Below are 16,265 nucleotides of genomic sequence, written 5' to 3' on the forward strand. Positions count from 1 at the left end.
CAGTCGTGGGGCCGGCGGGTCAGTACGGCCGGCGCATCCGGCGGCGCCACCACGCCAGAGCCGTGCCGAGGAGCAGGATCCCGGCCGCGCCCGAGGCCGCCGAGGAGGCGATCAGGACGGTGTCGCCGGAGCCGGAGGACGCGCCCGCCGGCCGCAGCGCGTCGCCGAGCTGACTGCGTACGTCGGTCCCGCTGGTCGTGCCCTTGGCGAGCTGCCCGCGCGAACCGGACGTCGGCTGGGCCACGTAGGGGAAGTACTTCTCGAACTTCTTGTCGTTGGCGTCGACCGCGTCGCCCAGGTCGTTCTTGGAGCCGACCAGTTCGCCCTCCATCACCTGCAGCGCCTCGTCGATCACGTCGTCGGTGAGCCGGCGGCCGTTGGGGAAGCCCGCGTTGTCGCCGTCGAGGACGCCCAGCCGCTTCGGGTGCGCGCTCGGCTTGACGGAGGTGTTCAGGCGCAGCTCCTCCGACGGCTTCACGTGCGGCGGCTGGTTGAGGCCCTTCACGCCCTTGAGGAAGACGTCCACCAGGTCGTTGCGCGGCTCGGCGGGCGCCTTGATCTTGTAGATCTGCTCGATCAGCTTGGGCAGTTCGGGGTTGGTGACGTTCTTCAGGAACTGCGCGTCGTCCCAGGGCGCGGACGCGTTGAACTTGTCCTTGTCCTTCTGCGGGTTGACGACCTCGTTGACCAGCGGGTTGCCGAGGCGCGATACCTGGGTCCAGCCGCCGCGGGCGTTCTTGCGCTGGGTGGTCGACCAGATGCCCACCACCGGCTGCCCGGCCGACTCGCGGATCAGGTCGTTGGGCACCTGCAGGGCGATCGAGTTGACGTTGTAGCCCTTGAGCGTGTCCCGGCCCACCTCGGAGAGGTTGCCGCCGTACAGCAGGTCGAAGACGCGCAGGTCGAGGAAGAAGGGGTCGTCGGCCTGCCCGGCGAAGGTCGCCGCGCCGCCGGCCGTCTTGTGGATCGCCTGGTCGCGCAGCTTGCCGTAGTCGGGCATCGACGCCTTGCCGACGTTCGACGGGGCGACCGGCACGTTGTCCGCGAGGCGCGTCTTGGAGACCAGCTTCTGGTGGCGCAGCTTGATGAGGTCGATGTCGTACGTCTGCGTGACGTTGAGGTTCGGGTCGTCGAGGCTCTTCACCGGACCCGTGTTGTAGAGGAAGGTGTTCTTGTTCTTGACGTGCGTCTTGAACGTGTAGCGGAAGATCAGCTCGCTCTGCGCGTCGCCGTTGTTGTCGACGTGCAGGTCGTACTGCGCGTCGTCCGCGAAGGTGTAGAAGTTCGGTCCGCCGGCCGGCTCCTCGAACGGTATCCAGTTCGCCACGATGGTCGTGGTGTCGGGCTTGTCCGGGCTGACGAACGCGTACACGTCCGTGTTGTCGTACTGCGGGGTGCCCGAGATGAGCGGGGCCTCCCGGTGGCTGGAGGCAGAGGCCGCCCCCGGTTCCAGCGTGGCCACGCCGACGGCCGTGAGCCCCCCGGCGGCCAGCGCCGCGCAGACGAGGCCGGCCAGGCCCCTGCGCCCCGGACCGCCCCAGAGACTGGAAATAGGTGTCATGCCGTTCCGTCCTCAGTGCCGACTTGCCTGTCGACCGGGCATTCGGAGACCCCTCGGGGGCGGATTGGTCGGCCCGCAGATTTTTCTTTCCGCCTGCTCGACCCGCGTTTTCGGCCCGCTGATCCGTAACACCGTCAGGAGGCGTGCGCACGGCGGGCGCCTCGCCTGACGGAACGGCCCGCGGCGGCCGGCGGAGAGGGGGACGGGAGTGGAGGCGGACGAACTTCTGGTGCTCGTCGCAGGGGGCGACCAGAAGGCATTCGAGGAGCTCTACGGCCTGGTGTCCGGGCCCGTGTACGGGCTGGTGCGGCGGGTGGTGCGCGACCCCGCGCAGTCCGAGGAGGTGGCCCAGGAGGTGCTGCTCGAACTCTGGCGCTCCGCCCGGCGGTTCGACCCCGGACGCGGCAGCGCCCTGTCGTGGGTGCTCACCCTCGCCCACCGGCGCGCCGTCGACCGGGTGCGCAGCGCCCGCGCCGCCGGCGAACGCGATCAGCGCGAGGCCCTGCGCGCCGCCTCGCCCGCCTTCGACCAGGTCGCCGAGGAGGTCGAGGCCGGGCTGGAGCGGCAGTGGGTACGGCGCTGCCTGGACCGGCTGACCGCCCTCCAGCGGCAGTCCCTCACCCTCGCCTACTACGACGGCTACACCTACCGTGAGGTGGCCGAGCGGCTCTCGCTGCCGCTGGGCACGGTCAAGACGAGGATGCGCGACGGGCTCACCCGGATGCGTGAGTGCCTGGGAGGTGCGGCATGAGCGCCCCGGACCGCCGCCCGTGGCCCGCGCACCGCGCGGGCGAGCACCGAGGAGGTGCGGCATGAGCCTGCTCGGCCGCCTGTTCCGCCGCGAGGACCTGCACTCCCTCGCCGCCCCCTACGCCCTCGACGCGCTGGAGCCCGCCGAACGCCTCCGATTCGAGAAGCACATGAAGGACTGCGACCCCTGCGCCGCCGAGGTCCGGGCGCTGTCCGAGGACGCGGTGCGCCTGGCCTGCTCCGCGGCGGCCCCGGCACCGGCCGCGCTGCGCGCGAGGGTGCTGGCCGCCGTGCGCACCACTCCGCAGGAGCCTGCCCCGGCCCGCGGCCACACACCCCAACTGCCGCCGCACGTCTGGGGCACGCAGCCGCCGCCCGCGCGCACCCGTGCGCCCCGGCCGCGCCTCCTGCTCGTTCCGTTCGCCACCGTGACCGCCGCCGCGGCGCTCGTGGTGGCCGCGCTCTTCGCGGTGCAGGCGCGCAAGGCGCAGGACCAGGTGGAGGCGGAGCGGGACCGGGCACGTGAGATCGCCCACGTTCTCGGTGCCTCCGACGCGCGGGCCGCCACCGGCCGGGACACGCGGGGCGGCAGTATCGGAGTGATCGCTTCCGCATCGGAGGGGCGGGCCGTCGTCACCCTGAGCGGATACGGCCGCGCGCCGAGCGGCCGGGTGCGGCAGCTGTGGCTCATGCGCCCCGGCGCACAACCGCGCTCCCTCGGGCTCTTCGAGGCCGACACGCCCTTGGTCGCCGCCGGGCTCACTCCGGCGTCCACGTCACTCGCCGTGACCGTCGAACCGAACGGGGGCTCAGAACGGCCGACTACGCAGCCAATTGTTCAACTCGCCTTGAAAGCGGTCGGATTCGGAGGGTAGTCGTCAACACCCTTACGGGGTAGGTGAATCCTGTGACCGCGATACACGAGTGCCGCAACGGGGCGATAGAGTTACTCTGCCCGGGCCGGGTGGACTCGTACGGGTGGGGAGTGACATGGAGCAGATAACTGTGCGCAGCAGGGCGAGGGTCCCTGCGATCACGTGCGGGAGCAGCGCGACCAGCTCGCGCCTCGACCGCCATCTCTCGGTGCTGGCCGGCCCCGCCGTCCCGCAGCGCGAGACGGCCGAGGCGACCTCGCTGATGCGCGAGCTGACCGCGCGAGGCGCGCACGACCGTACGGGCAGGGGGGCACGGGTCCGCCGGGTGTCGCTGTTCGCGCCGCTGCGCCGGCTGCGCCGCTCGCTGTTCGGCGGCCGCTGAGCGCCACCGGCGTCCCTCCGGGCCGTCTCCCCGAGGACCCGCGTTCCTCCAGGGCCCGCGTTCAGGCCGCCACACCGTCCCGGCGCAACGCTGCGATCTCGTCGTCCGTCATCCCCACGGCACGCAGCAGCGCCTCGGTGTGCTGTCCGAGCGCGGGCACGTCCCCCATCCGCGGCTCCGCCGCGCCCGGCAGTGTGATCGGCGGCAGCAGAGCCCGCAGCGGCCCGACCGGCGTCCCCACCTCCCGCCACCGCTCCCGGGCCGCCAGCTGCGGATGCTCAGCCACCTCGTGCAGGTCCCTCAGACGTGCGCACGCGATGCCCGCGCCCTCCAGCCGGGCCAGCGCCTCGTCGGCGTCCAGCGCGCCCAGCGCCTTCGCGACCAGGTCGTCGGTGCGCTCCCGGTGCGCCACCCGCGCCGCGTTCGTCGCGAACGCCGGGTCCGTGCCCAAGTCGGGCCGCTCCAGCACCTGTTCGGCCAGCCGCCGCCACTCCCGGTCGTTCTGCACCGACAGCAGCACCCGTCCGCCGTCCGCCGTCGGGTAGGCGTCGTACGGCGCGATGACCGTGTGCGCGAGCCCGGTGCGCGCGGGAGCGGCGCCGCCGTGCATCGCGTGGTGCAGCGGGTGCCCCATCCACTCCGTGAGCGCCTCCAGCATCGACACCTCCACCGGACCGCCGCGCCCGGTCGTGCCGCGCCGCACCAGGGCCGCCAGGACGCCCGAGAAGGCGTACATGGCCGCCGCGATGTCCGCCGCCGGGATCCCCGCCTTCACCGGCTGCTCCGGCGTGCCCGTCACCGACACCAGCCCCGCCTCGCACTGCACGAGCATGTCGTACGCCCGCTTGTCCGCGTACGGCCCCGCCGAGCCGTAGCCCGAGATGTCGACGGCGATCAGCCGCGGGTGGGCGGCGCACAGCGTGGCCGCGTCCAGCCCGAGCCGGGCCGCCGCCCCCTGCGCGAGGTTCTGCACGAACACGTCCGCGTCCGCCACCAGCCGCCGCAGGGCCGCCAGTCCCCGGGGGTCCTTGAGGTCCAGCGCGATCGACTCCTTGCCGCGGTTGCACCACACGAAGTGCGAGGCGAGCCCGCCGGCGGCGGTGTCGTACCCGCGCGCGAAGTCGCCGCCGTCGAGCCGCTCGACCTTGACGACCCGGGCGCCGAGGTCGGCGAGCTGCCGGGTCGCGAAGGGGGCCGAGACGGCCTGCTCGACGGCGACGACGGTGATGCCCTCCAGGGGCAGGGGGAGTTGCTCCATGCCCCGGATCATGACCCGCGGACACCACCTTTGTCAGCAGCCGCCTTCGCGGGCCGGTCCGCCCGGGCGCCCGCCGGCGGCCGGCTCCGGCGAGCGGGCATGGCGGGCGGTGCCCCGGCGGTGGGGCCCGCGCGGGCGCTCCACGTCGCGCCCGCCGGTCGAAGCGGCCCGCCCTGCGTCCGCCCTGCGCCCGGCGGCGGTCGTCCTCGGTCCGGCCCCCGGCGGCGGTCGACCTCCGTTCGGCCCCCGGCGGCGGTCGTCCTCGGTCCGGTGTCCGGCCGTGGTGCCGTGTCCGTGCGGGTCCTGGAGGCGGTGTCCGGGCAGGCGATGCCGGGCGGTGGCGGTGGTGCTGCCCGGCCCCGGCGGCGGTCGACCTCGGTCCGGCGCCCGGCCGTGGCCGCGCCTGCGGGTGGTGGGCCCGGGCTCGGTCAGCGCTCCCCGTGGGTGTAGCGGCGTACGGCGAGCGGGGCGAAGACCGTGATCAGGACGGCGCACCAGGCCAGGGAGCCGGCGACGGGGTGGGCGACCGGCCAGGCGGCGCCCTCGGGGACGGGCGCGTTGCCGAAGAGGGTCCGCAGGGCCGTGGTCACCGCGCTGATCGGGTTCCATTCGGCGAGGGTGCGCAGCCAGCCCGCGAGGTTGTCGGTGGGAATGTAGGCGTTGGACAGCAGCGGCAGCAGGAAGGTCGAGGCGCCGAGCTGCCCGGCGGCCTCCTCGCTGCGGGTGAGCAGCCCGAGGAAGACACCGACCCAGGTGCACGCGAGCCGGAACAGCAGCAGCAGGCCCACCGCGCCCAGCGTGGCCGGCGCCGAGCCCTCGACCCGCCAGCCCACCGCGAGGCCCACCAGCAGCAGCGGCACCGTCCCGACGGCCGTGACCACCAGATCCGCCACGACCTGCCCGAGCGGCACCGCCGCCCGGCTCACCGGCATCGTGCGGAAGCGGTCCATCACGCCCCGGTGCGTGTCCTGGGCCGCCTGGAACATCCCGGTCATGACCCCGCCCGCGGCGGTCGCCACCAGCAGCCCCGGCACCAGGAAGGAGCGGTACTCCCGGCCGGGCATCGCCAGCGCGCTGCCGAAGACGTAGCCGAAGAACAGCAGCATGTTGATCGGCATCAGCTGGGAGAGGATCGCCAGTCCCGGGTTGTTGCGGACCCGGCGCAGCTGCCGGACCGTCATCGCCGTGCCGTCGTACGTCAACGCGTTCATGCCACGAGCTCCTGGGGGTCGGTGGAGGGGTCGGGGGACTCTCCGGTCAGCCGGAGGAAGACGTCGTCGAGGGTCGGCGGCCGCAGGCTCGCGTCCAGCAACGGCACGCCCGCCGCGTCGAGTTCGCGGACCAGGCGGGGCAGGGTGAGGGTCGGATCGGTGGAGACCGCTCCCACGGCCCGCCGGTCGTGGTCGAAGACCGGCTCGGCGCCGGTGAGCCGGTCCAGGACGGCCGCCGCCCGCGTCATCGTGTCGGTGTGCGCGACGACGACCTCCGCGTGCGCGCCGATGAGCGCCTTGAGTTCGGCCGGCGATCCGGTGTGCGCGACCCGGCCGCGGTCCACCAGGGCGATCTCGTCGGCGAGCCGGTCGGCCTCCTCCAGGTACTGCGTGGTCAGCAGCACCGTGGTGCCCCGCCGCTTCAGCTCGCCCACGGCGTCCCAGACGCTGGTGCGGCTGGCCGGGTCGAGCCCGGTGGTCGGTTCGTCCAGGAACAGCACGTCCGGGCGGCGGATCAGGCTGGCCGCGAGGTCCAGGCGGCGCCGCATCCCGCCCGAGTAGGTGGACGCCGGCCGGTCGGCGGCGTCGGCCAGGCCGAACCGGTCCAGCAGCTCCCCGGCCCGGGCCCGCGGGTCCCGGACCCGGTGGAGCCGGGCGAACAGCCGCAGGTTCTGCCGCCCGGTGAGGTCCCCGTCCACCGACGCGGACTGCCCCGTGACGCCGATGCGGCGCCGCACGGCGGCCGCCTCGCGCACCAGGTCGTGTCCCGCGATCCGCGCCGACCCCGCGTCCGGCCGCAGCAGCGTGGTCAGCAGCCGCACCGCCGTGGTCTTGCCCGCGCCGTTCGGTCCGAGCACACCGCAGACGGTCCCCTCGGCCACGGCGAGGTCCAGCCCGCGCACGGCACGGACCTCACCGAACCGCTTCTCCAGGCCTTCACTAAGTACAGCGTACGTAGAAGTCATGTCCCGACCATAGCGCACTACGTACGGTGTACGTAACTACGATGGTGGGGCGAGGTGATGATCGATGGCTGGCCGAGCGGCCGTACCCGAAGTGATCTGGGCCCGTCCCGAGCGGACGGGACGGGGTCCGAAGCCGGCGTACAGCCGGGCCGACATCGCGGCCGCCGCGGTGCGCATCGCCGACGCCGGCGGGCTGGACGCGGTGTCCATGCGGCACGTCGCCGCCGAACTGGGCTGCGGCACGATGTCGCTGTACAACTACGTCCCCCGCAAGGAGGACCTGTACGAGCTGATGGTGGACGCCGTCAGCGCCGAGCACGACCTGTGGGAGCCCTCCGGGGACTGGCGGGCCGACATGGTCCGGGTCGGCCACCAGACCCGCGACCTGATGCGGCGCCACCCCTGGCTGCCCCGTCTGATGTCCGGGATCTACGGCTTCAGCCCGCACGCCCTGCGGTACCTGGAGCACTGCCTGACCTGCCTGGACCCCCTGGAGGCGCCCTACGGCACCAAGATGGAACTGGTCGCCATGCTCAACGCGGTGGTGACGATGTACGTGTCCAACGAGCTGGCCACCGCCGAGCGCACCCGCTCGCTGCCCTGGTCGGAGGAGCAGGAGACCGCGGTGCGGATCGCCTACCTGGGCGGTCAGGTCGCCACCGGCGCCTATCCGCGCATGGCGGCGGCCTTCCAGGAGGACGCGGGGCCGATCGACCTGGAGGCGGTGTTCGAGCGGGCGCTGACGCGGGTCCTGGACGGGTTCGAGCCGCGGGGCTGAGGCGGAGCCGGGGGGCCGAGCCCATGCGCGGGCCCGGGCCGAGGCGCGGGCGCGGGCCGAGGCGCGGGCGCGGGCCGGGGTGTCGACGAGGACCGCGGGGTCCGCACGGATTGAGGTGCCCGCACGGACCGCTGCGTCGTCACAGCAGGGCGAACTGCCCCTCCGGGCCCTCCTCGTGATGGTCGAGGACGGAGGCGGGCCGGCGGGCCGCGACCGGGACCGGCAGCACGCCCGCCGCCCGCAGCTCCGCCGCGGTGATCGGAGAGGCCGGCTCCAACGCCTCCCGCCGCGGCCCCAGTTCCGCCAGCAGGGCCAGGACGGTGATCAGCTCCAGCAGCTCCGAGGTCCACGCCTGCGGCCAGACCGCCGGCCGGATCGCGGCCAGGGTGCCCGGCTCGGCCTCCTCGGTACGGGCCGCGAACCACTGCTCCAGGACGCGGACCTGGCCGACCTCGAAGTCCCAGGCTCCCGGCGGCACCGGGGAGATACGGCCCTCGTCGAGGTGCAGCGTCTCCTCGTCCCGGTCGTAGCGCAGGGTCAGCGGGCGGGGCGGCAGCGGGGCACGGACGTAGGGACGGCGGCCGCCGGGGAGCTTGGGGCGCTCGCCGTCGCGCCGCATCAGCCACAGCGTCCGGCGGCCGACCTCCAGCGCCGCGGACCAGAGTTCGGGGTCGGAGGTGAGCGGGACGGCGAGTCCGTCCGGGCCGGGGCGCACCGTCGCCAGGATCCAGGCGAGGACGTCCACCGGGGCGGGGGAGTGCCCGAGACGGGCGGCCAGGTGGGCCGACAGACCCGGTGCCAGGTTCGGCTCCGCGCCGCCGGGGCGGCGGAACAGCGGGCGGACGCGCCCCGGGCGCAGGAGCGGCAGCAGGGAGGTGGCCAGCAGCGGTGGGCCCGCCGCGCCGGGCGCGGCGCCCGTCTCCACGGCGAAGATCTGCGCGGCGTCCGCCACCCGCCACAGCTCGGGGCGGGCCGCGTCGATCAGGCGGTGGTCGGGGATCAGCCACTGCTCGTCGAAGGCCCCGCGCAGCACGCGCACCGGCTCCGCGCACGGGCCCGTGGCGCGGATCAGCCTCCCGGTGCCGCCGGACTGTCCGGGCAGCTGCCCGACCGCCGTGTGCGCGGTGCGCGAGCGCGTCGGCTCGAACAGGCTCTCCCGACCGGGCCCGTCGGCCTTGAGCAGGGCGTCCCAGCGGGTCTTCAGACACGCCGCGTCGGGGGCCGCCGGCCACCCCCGGCCCAGCCGCGGCGGTGCGACGGACCACGGCATGAGGTCCGCCAGCAGCGGAGCGTCGTCGTGCGTCACGCCGGGCATCGTACGACGGGCCGCCGGTACGGCGGGGGCGGGTCAGGTGGCCTCGAGCGTGACCGTGAAGGAGAAACGGTCGCCCCGGTAGTGGATGACCGCCACGTCGAGCGGCCGCCCCTGGGCGTCGTAGGTGACCCCCGTGTAGTGCAGGATCGGGCTGAGCAACGGCACTTCGAGCAGCCGCGCGGTCTCCGGGTCGGCCAGCCGCGCCTCCACGGTGTCGGTGATCCGGCTGATGTCCGCGCCCACCACGTCCCGCAGCACCTTCGTCATCGGCCACCGCACCAGATCGCCCAGGTCGATCCGCGCGGCCAGCTCCGGACGGACGTAGTTGCGGGCGTGGTTGGTGGGCTCGCCGGTCTTCTCGTCGCTGCGCAGCCGGTGGTACGTCGACACCTCCCCGAGATCCGGGAAGTACTCGGCGAGTTCGGCGGGCACGGGGGCCCGGCCGTGGTCCAGCAGCTCGGTCGTCATGCCGGACTGCTGGGCCACGATCGCGTCGACCGAGCCGAGGAGCCGGACCGGCGCGCCCCGGGTGGCACCGGGCTCGATGAACGTGCCGCGCCGGCGGTGGCGTGTGATCAGCCCCTCGTCCTCCAGCTCCTTCAGCGCCTGCCGCATGGTCAGCACGCTCACCCCGTAGTGCCCCGCCAGCTGCTCCTCGGTGGGCAGGCGCAGCGGGTCCCGGGCCGAACGGCCGAGGATGGAGGCGCGCAGCGACTGGGACACCTGGTACCACAGCGGCAGCTTGCGGTTCAGGACGATCGAATCCGGGGCGAAAGAGGTCACGGGCCTATCCGTACCGGGCGGCACCGTTCAGCGCAACGGGCGGAAGTGCCGTTCGAGGCCCTGCCACACGTCGTCGTACCGCTGCTGCAGGTGCTCCGCCCGTGCCGCCTGCGGCGTGAGCGTCAGTGGCCACCGGGTCTCGAACATGAACGCGAGCCCGTCGTCGATCTTCTGCGGCCGCAGCTCGGCCGCGCTGGCCCGGTCGAACGTCTCCCGGTCCGGGCCGTGCGCGGACATCATGTTGTGCAGCGAGCCCCCGCCCGGCACGAACCCCTCGGCCTTCGCGTCGTAGGCGCCCTCGATCAGGCCCATGTACTCGGTCATCACGTTGCGGTGGAAGTACGGCGGCCGGAAGGTGTCCTCGCCCACCAGCCAGCGGGGCGCGAACACGACGAAGTCGACGCCGGCCAGCCCCGGGGTGTCGGACGGCGAGGTCAGCACCGTGAAGATGGACGGGTCCGGGTGGTCGTACGAGATCGTGCCGATGACGTTGAAGCGCCGCAGGTCGTAGACGTACGGCACGTAGTTGCCGTGCCAGGCGACGACGTCGAGCGGGGAGTGGTCGTAGGTGGCGCTCCAGAGGTTGCCGCAGAACTTGTTCACCACCTCCACCGGGCCCTCGACGTCCTCGGACGCGGCGACCGGGGCGCGGAAGTCACGGGCGTTCGCGAGGCCGTTGGCGCCGATCGGTCCGAGGTCGGGCAGGCGGAAGGGGGCGCCGTAGTTCTCGCAGACGTAGCCGCGCGCGGCCTCGCCGGGGCCGCCGTCCGGCTCGGTGTCCAGCAGCTCGACCCGGAAGCGTACCCCGCGCGGGATCAGCGCCACGTGGCCGGGCTCGGCGTGCAGCATCCCGAACTCCGTGTGCAGCAGCAGCCCGCCCCGCTCCGGCACGATCAGCAGCTCGCCGTCGGCGTCGCTGAAGACCCGCTCCATCGAGGAGTTGGCGGTGTAGAGGTGCACGGCGACGCCGGTGCGCTGGGTGACGTCGCCGTTGCCGCCGAGGGTCCACAGGCCGGCCAGGAAGTCCGTGCCCGCGGGGGGCTCCGGCAGCGGGTTCCAGCGCAGGCGGTTGGGGTCGGGCACGGTCTGGTTGAAGGGCGCCGTGCGGAGCGCGCCGTTGGCGGTGCGGGTGAAGGCCGGGTGCGCGGCCGAGGGGTGGATCCGGTACAGCCACGAGCGGCGGTTGTGGGCGCGCGGCTCGGTGAACGCCGTACCACTCAGCTGCTCCGCGTACAGGCCGAGGGGGGCGCGCTGCGGCGAGTTGCGGCCCTCGGGCAGCGCGCCGGGCACCGCCTCGGAGCTGTGCTCGTTGCCGAAACCGGAGAGGTAGGCCAGTCCCTCGGCGGTCTTGCGTGCGTCCCCGCTCATGATCGCTCCCTTGCGCCCTGATTCCTATGCAACACCGTAGGATTGCGGTTGCTCCGGCGCAAGAGGGCGTGGGCCCTCCGTGTGGAGGACGACCGGCACCTTCCGGGGGCGCGAGCCGGCGCACGCCCGGAGCGCGACCGGGGTGTGCTTCACCGGATCGCCGCGGGACGGCATCATGAGGGGCGTGCCCCACGCGAGATCGCTCCGCCGTGTGCCCGTGCAGCGGCGCAGCGCCGAACGGCTGACCAGGATCCTGGACGTCTGCGCCGACCTGCTCGACGAGGTGGGCTACGACGCCCTGAGCACGCGCGCCGTCGCCCAGCGGGCCGGTGTGCCCATCGGCTCCGTCTACCGCTTCTTCGGCAACAAGCGGGCGATGGTCGACGCGCTCGCGCAGCGCAACCTGGAGCGGTACACCGAGCGGGTCGGCGAGCGCTTGCGGCGGGACGCCGGCCCGGAATCCTCCGCGCCCGCGCCCGGTGAGGAGCCCGGGGCCGACTCCGAGGTGCCCGGCCCGCCCCCCGCGGCGGACTGGCGCACGGCCATGGACGCCGTGCTCGACGAGTACCTGGCGATGAAGCGCACCGCCCCCGGCTTCTCGCTCGTCGACTTCGGCAACCAGATCCCCGTCGGGGCCCGGCACGCCGAGCCCAACCACCGCGTCGCCGACCGCCTCACCGAACTGCTCTCCGGCCATCTGGGCCGCGAGCCCGACGAGGATCTCCGCCGGGTCTTCCTGGTCGCCGTGGAGACCGCCGACGCCCTCGTCCAACTGGCCTTCCGGGTGGACCCGCAGGGCGACGAGAAGATCGTCGAGGAGACGCGCGCCCTGCTGCGGGCGTATCTGGGGCGCGTGCTCGACTAGCCTCCCTTCCGGATCTCGCCGTGGGCCGCGGGGTCTGGCACGCACAAGGCGGGCCGGGACCGGAATTCCCGGTGATGACTCCGCGGCCCTCCCCTCCATGCCTACTGGTCGGTATGCTCACCCCCGTCCCAGCGCCGCTGCCGCCGCCCCTCCGGGAGGACCCGTGTCCCGCACCGCCCTGCGAATCTGCCCCCTGTGCGAGGCCACCTGCGGGCTGACGCTCACCCTCGACGGCACCCGGGTCACCGGCGCCCGCGGCGACCGCGAGGACGTGTTCAGCAAGGGGTTCATCTGCCCCAAGGGCGCCGCCTTCGGGGCCGTCGACGGCGACCCGGACCGGCTGCGCACCCCGCTCGTGCGCAAGGACGGCGAGCTGCGCGAGGCGACCTGGGAGGAGGCGTTCGACGCCGTGGCCGCCGGGATCCGGCCGGTCGTGGAGCGGTACGGGCCGCACGCCGTCGGCGTCGTCCTCGGCAACCCCAACGTGCACACCATGGCCGGCGCCCTCTACCCGCCCATCCTGCTCGGCGCCCTCGGCACCCGCAGCCTCTTCACCGCCTCCACGGTCGACCAGATGCCCAAGCACGTCTCCAGCGGCCTGCTCTACGGCGACGCGAACGCCATCCCCGTGCCCGACCTGGACCACACCGGCCATCTGCTCCTGATCGGTGCCAACCCCCTGGAGTCCAACGGCAGTCTGTGCACCGCCCCCGACTTCCCCGGCAGGCTCAAGGCGCTCAGGGCCCGCGGCGGCACCCTCACGGTCGTCGACCCGCGCCGCACCCGCACCGCGCGCCTCGCCGACCGGCACATCGCGATCCGGCCCGGCACCGACGCCCTGCTGCTCGCCGCGATGGCGCACGTGCTCTTCGAGGAGGACCTCGTCGCCCTCGGCGCCCTGGGCCCGCACGTCCAGGGCCTCGACGAACTCGCCGAGGCGACAAGGGACTTCGCCCCCGAGGAGGTCGCCGGGGCGTGCGACGTGGAGGCCGGGACGATCCGCGCGCTGGCGCGTGAGCTCGCCGCCGCCCCCACCGCCGCCGTGTACGCCCGCATCGGCAGCTGCACGGTCGCGCACGGCACCCTCGCCAGCTGGCTGGTGGACGTCCTCAACATCCTCACCGGCAACCTCGACCGGCCCGGCGGCGCCCTCTTCCCGCAGGCGGCCACCGACAAGGCACCCCGGCCGGCGGGGCCCGGCCGCGGCTTCGCGCTCGGGCGCTGGCACTCCCGGGTGAGCAAGCACCCCGAGGCGAAGGGCGAGTTGCCCCTGTCCGCGCTCGCCGAGGAGATCGACACCGCCACCGAGGAGGGCGAGCCGGTCCGCGCCCTGGTCGTCGTCGCCGCCAACCCCGTGCTGTCCGCACCCGACGGCGCCCGGCTCGACAAGGCCCTGGACTCGCTCGACTTCATGGTGAGCGTCGACCCGTACCTGAACGAGACCTCCCGCCACGCCGACGTCGTCCTGCCCCCGCCGCCGCCCGCGCAGAGCCCGCACCACGACTTCGCCTTCAACACCCTCGCCGTACGCAACCAGGTCCGCTACACCCGCCCGGCCGTCCCCCTGGAGCCCGGCCGGATGGCCGAGACCGAGATCCTGGCCCGGCTGATCCTGGCCGCGACCGGCATGGACGGTGCCGACCCCTGCGCGGTCGACACGATGGTGATCGACCAGACCCTCGGCAAGGCGGTCCGCGACGCGCACTCACCCGTCCACGGCCGCGACCCGCGCGAGCTCGCCGCACGGCTCACCGGCGACACCGGCCCCGAGCGGCGCCTCGACCTGATGCTGCGCCTCGGCCCCTACGGCGACGGCTTCGGCGTACGGCCCGACGGGCTGAGCCTGGAGAAGCTGCTCGCGCACCCGCACGGCATCGACCTCGGGCCGCTGCGCCCGCGCCTGCCGCAGCCGCTGAGGACGGTCAGCGGCAAGGTCGAACTGCTGCCGCCGCCGATCGCGGACGACCTGCCGCGCCTGCGGGCGGCCCTGCGCGAACGCCCGGCCGGACTCCTCCTCGTCGGCCGCCGCCATCTGCGCTCCAACAACAGCTGGATGCACAACGTGCCCGCCCTGACCGGCGGTTCCAACCGCTGCACCCTGCACGTCCATCCCGAGGACGCCGCCCGCCTCGGCATCCTCGACGGGGCCCCGGTGCGGGTCAAGGGCGCCGGGGGAGAGGTGACCGCCCCGGCCGAGGTCACCGACGGCGTACGCCCCGGTGTGGTGAGCCTGCCGCACGGCTGGGGCCACGACCGGCCCGGCACCCGGCTGACGCACGCCGCCACCGACCCCGGCGTCAATGTCAACCAGCTCCTCGACGGCAGCCTGCTCGACCCGCTGTCGGGCAACGCGGTCCTCAACGGCGTCCCCGTCGACGTCACCGCGACCCCATGAGGGGCGGGCCGCGGTTGCGCCGGACGGGCGATCTCTGACGGCGCGTCGGGCCCCGGTGCGGTCACCGGGGCGGGAGGTGTGAAAGAGAGTCAGACGAAAAGAGCGATTGTATGAAAATCGTCTGATTCGGAGGAGCGCGCATGTCCCCCCTGACACTCCCACGCATTCACGGCACCCGTGTCGGCGCAGCGGCCGTCCTCGCGGCCCTCACCGCGGCGGGGGCCACGTGGCTGGCGGCGCCGGCCGCCGCGGCCATCCCCGGAGACAACGGGGACATCAAGATCCACCGGGTGGGCGTGCCCTTCGGCCTCTCGAAGGACGACCCGGTGGTGTGCAGGTTCTACCTCGACGCCATCAACTTCGACTCGCTGACGAACGTCGGCTACACCATCCAGGCGCAGCCCCCGCTGCCCAACACCGCCACCCTCGGGGGCTCCATCATCCTCGCCGCCGGCGCCGGTCACACCGAACCGCTGGGGCTGACCGACGGGCAGTACCGGCTGATCTGGTCCGTCCCCGGCGGCACCACCAAGGAGAAGGCCTTCCGCGTCAACTGCCGCGAGGAGAACGAGCGGCACGACGGGCAGGGCCCGGGCGGCCAGATCGAGGACCAGGGCCGCGGCGGCCAGGAGTCGGGCCGGGACAACGACGAGCAGCGCGGACAGGCGGCCTGGGGCCGCGGCGACCACGACGGTCCCAAGGGCGGTGTGCACGCGGGCGGCGGCGGTCTCGTCCCGGCCGCGGCGGCCTTCTCGCCGCTGACCGGGACGGCGGCCGTCGGCCTCGTGGTGGTGAGCGGTGTGGTGTACCTCCGGATGATCCGCCGGCGTCCCCATGGTGCCGCGTAGGCGCCGACGCAGGCGCCCCTGGTACCGGACCCGCGCCTACCGCCTCGCCAGGACGACCGTGCTGGCGGTCGTGCTGGTGACGGCGGGGATCCGGTGCGCGGGCCCCCACGAGCGGTCCGGGCCGGACCTGGCCGGCGGCCCGGACGCCGTGGCCCCGGCCGCTCCCGGCGCGGGGGACGACGGGTCGGGCTCCTCGGACTCCGGGCACTCGGACCCGGAGGACGAGGGGGACGCGGAGGCGTCGGCGAGTCCCACCGCCCCGCCTTCCCCTCCGCCCCCGCCGCTGTCCCGCTCGCGGGCGACCTCGCTGCGCATTCCCTCCCTCGGGATCGACGCCCCCGTCATGGGCGTACGGATCAACGGCAAGAGGGAGTTGGGCACGCCACCGGTGGACAAGCCGAAGCTGGTCGGCTGGTACGAGCAGGGGCCCACACCGGGCGAGTCCGGCACCGCCGTCGCCGTGGGGCACCGGGACACCAGGACCGGCGCGGCCGTCTTCGCCGCGCTCGGGCAGGTGGCGCCGGGCAGCCGGGTGGAGGCCCGGCGGGCGGACGGCCGTACCGCCGTCTACACCGTGGACAAGGTGCGGGTCTTCGACAAGTCGCGCTTCCCCGACAAGGAGGTGTACGGCCCCAGCCGCCGGCCGGAACTCCGGATCATCACCTGCGGCGGCCTCTTCACCCGCAGGGCCGGCTACTCCAGCAACATCGTCGTCTTCGCCCATCTGACCTCGACGGCCTGACGGGTGCGGACGGCCCGTCCGTCCCGTCGACGGGCCGTCCGCGCCGTGGCGAAATACCGCCGTCCGCTTTTCCGCCCACTGGACGGATGCGCCCGATCCCGACCGATGTCTTCCCCACGGCGCACACGATCCGTTAGCTTCCGTGACTCACACGCCCCGTACGACCCGC

General features: G+C 74.0%; 15 protein-coding genes. 8 read left to right on the forward strand and 7 right to left on the reverse strand.

Features of this window, described 5'->3' with window-relative positions; all coding sequences use genetic code 11:
- Positions 1–19 precede the first annotated feature (19 nt).
- Positions 20–1,561, reverse strand: coding sequence for a DUF4331 domain-containing protein (locus ACIQ9G_RS26235; protein ID WP_403613986.1), 1,542 nt, complete (start codon positions 1,559–1,561; stop codon positions 20–22).
- Positions 1,562–1,769: 208 nt separating this feature from the next.
- On the opposite strand from ACIQ9G_RS26235, the gene ACIQ9G_RS26240 reads away from it, so the two are divergent.
- From ACIQ9G_RS26240 to ACIQ9G_RS26250, 3 genes are all read left to right on the forward strand, one after another.
- A complete protein-coding gene (locus ACIQ9G_RS26240; protein ID WP_392193559.1) occupies positions 1,770–2,312 on the forward strand; it encodes a sigma-70 family RNA polymerase sigma factor in 543 nt (180 codons plus the stop codon).
- 61 nt (positions 2,313–2,373) lie between these two features.
- Positions 2,374–3,186, forward strand: a complete 813-nt coding sequence (locus ACIQ9G_RS26245; protein WP_403613989.1) for an anti-sigma factor domain-containing protein — start codon at positions 2,374–2,376, stop codon at positions 3,184–3,186.
- Between the two features lie 115 nt (positions 3,187–3,301).
- Positions 3,302–3,568: a hypothetical protein gene (locus ACIQ9G_RS26250; protein ID WP_392193561.1), complete on the forward strand. Its 267-nt coding sequence runs from the start codon at positions 3,302–3,304 to the stop codon at positions 3,566–3,568.
- 61 nt (positions 3,569–3,629) lie between these two features.
- Here the strand turns inward: ACIQ9G_RS26250 and ACIQ9G_RS26255 are convergent, their stop codons facing one another.
- The 3 genes from ACIQ9G_RS26255 to ACIQ9G_RS26265 all read right to left on the reverse strand — a co-directional run bounded on the left by ACIQ9G_RS26255 (position 3,630) and on the right by ACIQ9G_RS26265 (position 7,002).
- A complete protein-coding gene (locus ACIQ9G_RS26255; RefSeq protein WP_403613992.1) occupies positions 3,630–4,838 on the reverse strand; it encodes a CaiB/BaiF CoA transferase family protein in 1,209 nt (402 codons plus the stop codon).
- 416 nt (positions 4,839–5,254) lie between these two features.
- Positions 5,255–6,037 (reverse strand): ABC transporter permease, encoded by a 783-nt coding sequence (locus ACIQ9G_RS26260; protein WP_403613995.1) that lies wholly within the window; start codon positions 6,035–6,037, stop codon positions 5,255–5,257.
- Positions 6,034–7,002: an ATP-binding cassette domain-containing protein gene (locus tag ACIQ9G_RS26265; protein ID WP_403613997.1), complete on the reverse strand. Its 969-nt coding sequence runs from the start codon at positions 7,000–7,002 to the stop codon at positions 6,034–6,036. The genes ACIQ9G_RS26260 and ACIQ9G_RS26265 overlap by 4 nt, the downstream gene beginning before the upstream one ends.
- Positions 7,003–7,066: 64 nt before the next feature.
- Here ACIQ9G_RS26265 and ACIQ9G_RS26270 point away from each other — a divergent pair, with 64 nt between their 5' ends.
- Positions 7,067–7,780: a TetR/AcrR family transcriptional regulator C-terminal domain-containing protein gene (locus ACIQ9G_RS26270; protein ID WP_403614000.1), complete on the forward strand. Its 714-nt coding sequence runs from the start codon at positions 7,067–7,069 to the stop codon at positions 7,778–7,780.
- A gap of 139 nt (positions 7,781–7,919) precedes the next feature.
- Here ACIQ9G_RS26270 and ACIQ9G_RS26275 read toward each other — a convergent pair whose 3' ends face one another.
- Genes ACIQ9G_RS26275 through hmgA form a run of 3 tightly spaced genes read right to left on the reverse strand, consistent with a single transcriptional unit; the run spans position 7,920 to position 11,246 of the window.
- Positions 7,920–9,095 carry a type ISP restriction/modification enzyme gene (locus ACIQ9G_RS26275; RefSeq protein WP_403614002.1) on the reverse strand — a complete coding sequence of 392 codons (1,176 nt, stop codon included), beginning with the start codon at positions 9,093–9,095 and terminating at the stop codon, positions 7,920–7,922.
- Positions 9,096–9,128: 33 nt separating this feature from the next.
- Positions 9,129–9,878, reverse strand: coding sequence for a GntR family transcriptional regulator (locus tag ACIQ9G_RS26280; RefSeq protein ID WP_403614004.1), 750 nt, complete (start codon positions 9,876–9,878; stop codon positions 9,129–9,131).
- 27 nt (positions 9,879–9,905) lie between these two features.
- Positions 9,906–11,246 carry a homogentisate 1,2-dioxygenase gene (gene hmgA, locus ACIQ9G_RS26285; protein ID WP_403614007.1) on the reverse strand — a complete coding sequence of 447 codons (1,341 nt, stop codon included), beginning with the start codon at positions 11,244–11,246 and terminating at the stop codon, positions 9,906–9,908.
- A gap of 175 nt (positions 11,247–11,421) precedes the next feature.
- On the opposite strand from hmgA, the gene ACIQ9G_RS26290 reads away from it, so the two are divergent.
- The 4 genes from ACIQ9G_RS26290 (at position 11,422) to ACIQ9G_RS26305 (ending at position 16,096) form a co-directional block, all read left to right on the forward strand.
- A complete protein-coding gene (locus ACIQ9G_RS26290) occupies positions 11,422–12,111 on the forward strand; it encodes a TetR family transcriptional regulator (protein ID WP_403614010.1) in 690 nt (229 codons plus the stop codon).
- Positions 12,112–12,274: 163 nt separating this feature from the next.
- Positions 12,275–14,506: a molybdopterin oxidoreductase family protein gene (locus tag ACIQ9G_RS26295; RefSeq protein WP_403614012.1), complete on the forward strand. Its 2,232-nt coding sequence runs from the start codon at positions 12,275–12,277 to the stop codon at positions 14,504–14,506.
- Between the two features lie 140 nt (positions 14,507–14,646).
- Positions 14,647–15,354: a hypothetical protein gene (locus ACIQ9G_RS26300; RefSeq protein WP_403614014.1), complete on the forward strand. Its 708-nt coding sequence runs from the start codon at positions 14,647–14,649 to the stop codon at positions 15,352–15,354.
- Positions 15,341–16,096 carry a class F sortase gene (locus ACIQ9G_RS26305; protein WP_403614016.1) on the forward strand — a complete coding sequence of 252 codons (756 nt, stop codon included), beginning with the start codon at positions 15,341–15,343 and terminating at the stop codon, positions 16,094–16,096. Before ACIQ9G_RS26300 ends, ACIQ9G_RS26305 begins: the two co-directional genes overlap by 14 nt.
- Positions 16,097–16,265 lie beyond the last annotated feature (169 nt).

The sequence above is a fragment of the Streptomyces sp. NPDC096152 genome, from assembly GCF_044763235.1.
Taxonomy (GTDB): Bacteria; Actinomycetota; Actinomycetes; order Streptomycetales; family Streptomycetaceae; genus Streptomyces.

Bases quoted from the DNA above. Each gene is read 5' to 3' on its own strand.
- ACIQ9G_RS26290 (WP_403614010.1), top strand. From the start codon at position 11,422: ATGAGGGGCGTGCCCCACGCGAGATCGCTCCGCCGTGTGCCCGTGCAG.
- ACIQ9G_RS26270 (WP_403614000.1), top strand. From the start codon at position 7,067: ATGGCTGGCCGAGCGGCCGTACCCGAAGTGATCTGGGCCCGTCCCGAG.
- hmgA (WP_403614007.1), bottom strand. From the start codon at position 11,246: ATGAGCGGGGACGCACGCAAGACCGCCGAGGGACTGGCCTACCTCTCC.
- ACIQ9G_RS26260 (WP_403613995.1), bottom strand. From the start codon at position 6,037: ATGAACGCGTTGACGTACGACGGCACGGCGATGACGGTCCGGCAGCTG.
- ACIQ9G_RS26300 (WP_403614014.1), top strand. From the start codon at position 14,647: ATGTCCCCCCTGACACTCCCACGCATTCACGGCACCCGTGTCGGCGCA.
- ACIQ9G_RS26255 (WP_403613992.1), bottom strand. From the start codon at position 4,838: ATGATCCGGGGCATGGAGCAACTCCCCCTGCCCCTGGAGGGCATCACC.
- ACIQ9G_RS26245 (WP_403613989.1), top strand. From the start codon at position 2,374: ATGAGCCTGCTCGGCCGCCTGTTCCGCCGCGAGGACCTGCACTCCCTC.
- ACIQ9G_RS26305 (WP_403614016.1), top strand. From the start codon at position 15,341: ATGGTGCCGCGTAGGCGCCGACGCAGGCGCCCCTGGTACCGGACCCGC.
- ACIQ9G_RS26235 (WP_403613986.1), bottom strand. From the start codon at position 1,561: ATGACACCTATTTCCAGTCTCTGGGGCGGTCCGGGGCGCAGGGGCCTG.
- ACIQ9G_RS26265 (WP_403613997.1), bottom strand. From the start codon at position 7,002: ATGACTTCTACGTACGCTGTACTTAGTGAAGGCCTGGAGAAGCGGTTC.
- ACIQ9G_RS26275 (WP_403614002.1), bottom strand. From the start codon at position 9,095: ATGCCCGGCGTGACGCACGACGACGCTCCGCTGCTGGCGGACCTCATG.
- ACIQ9G_RS26250 (WP_392193561.1), top strand. From the start codon at position 3,302: ATGGAGCAGATAACTGTGCGCAGCAGGGCGAGGGTCCCTGCGATCACG.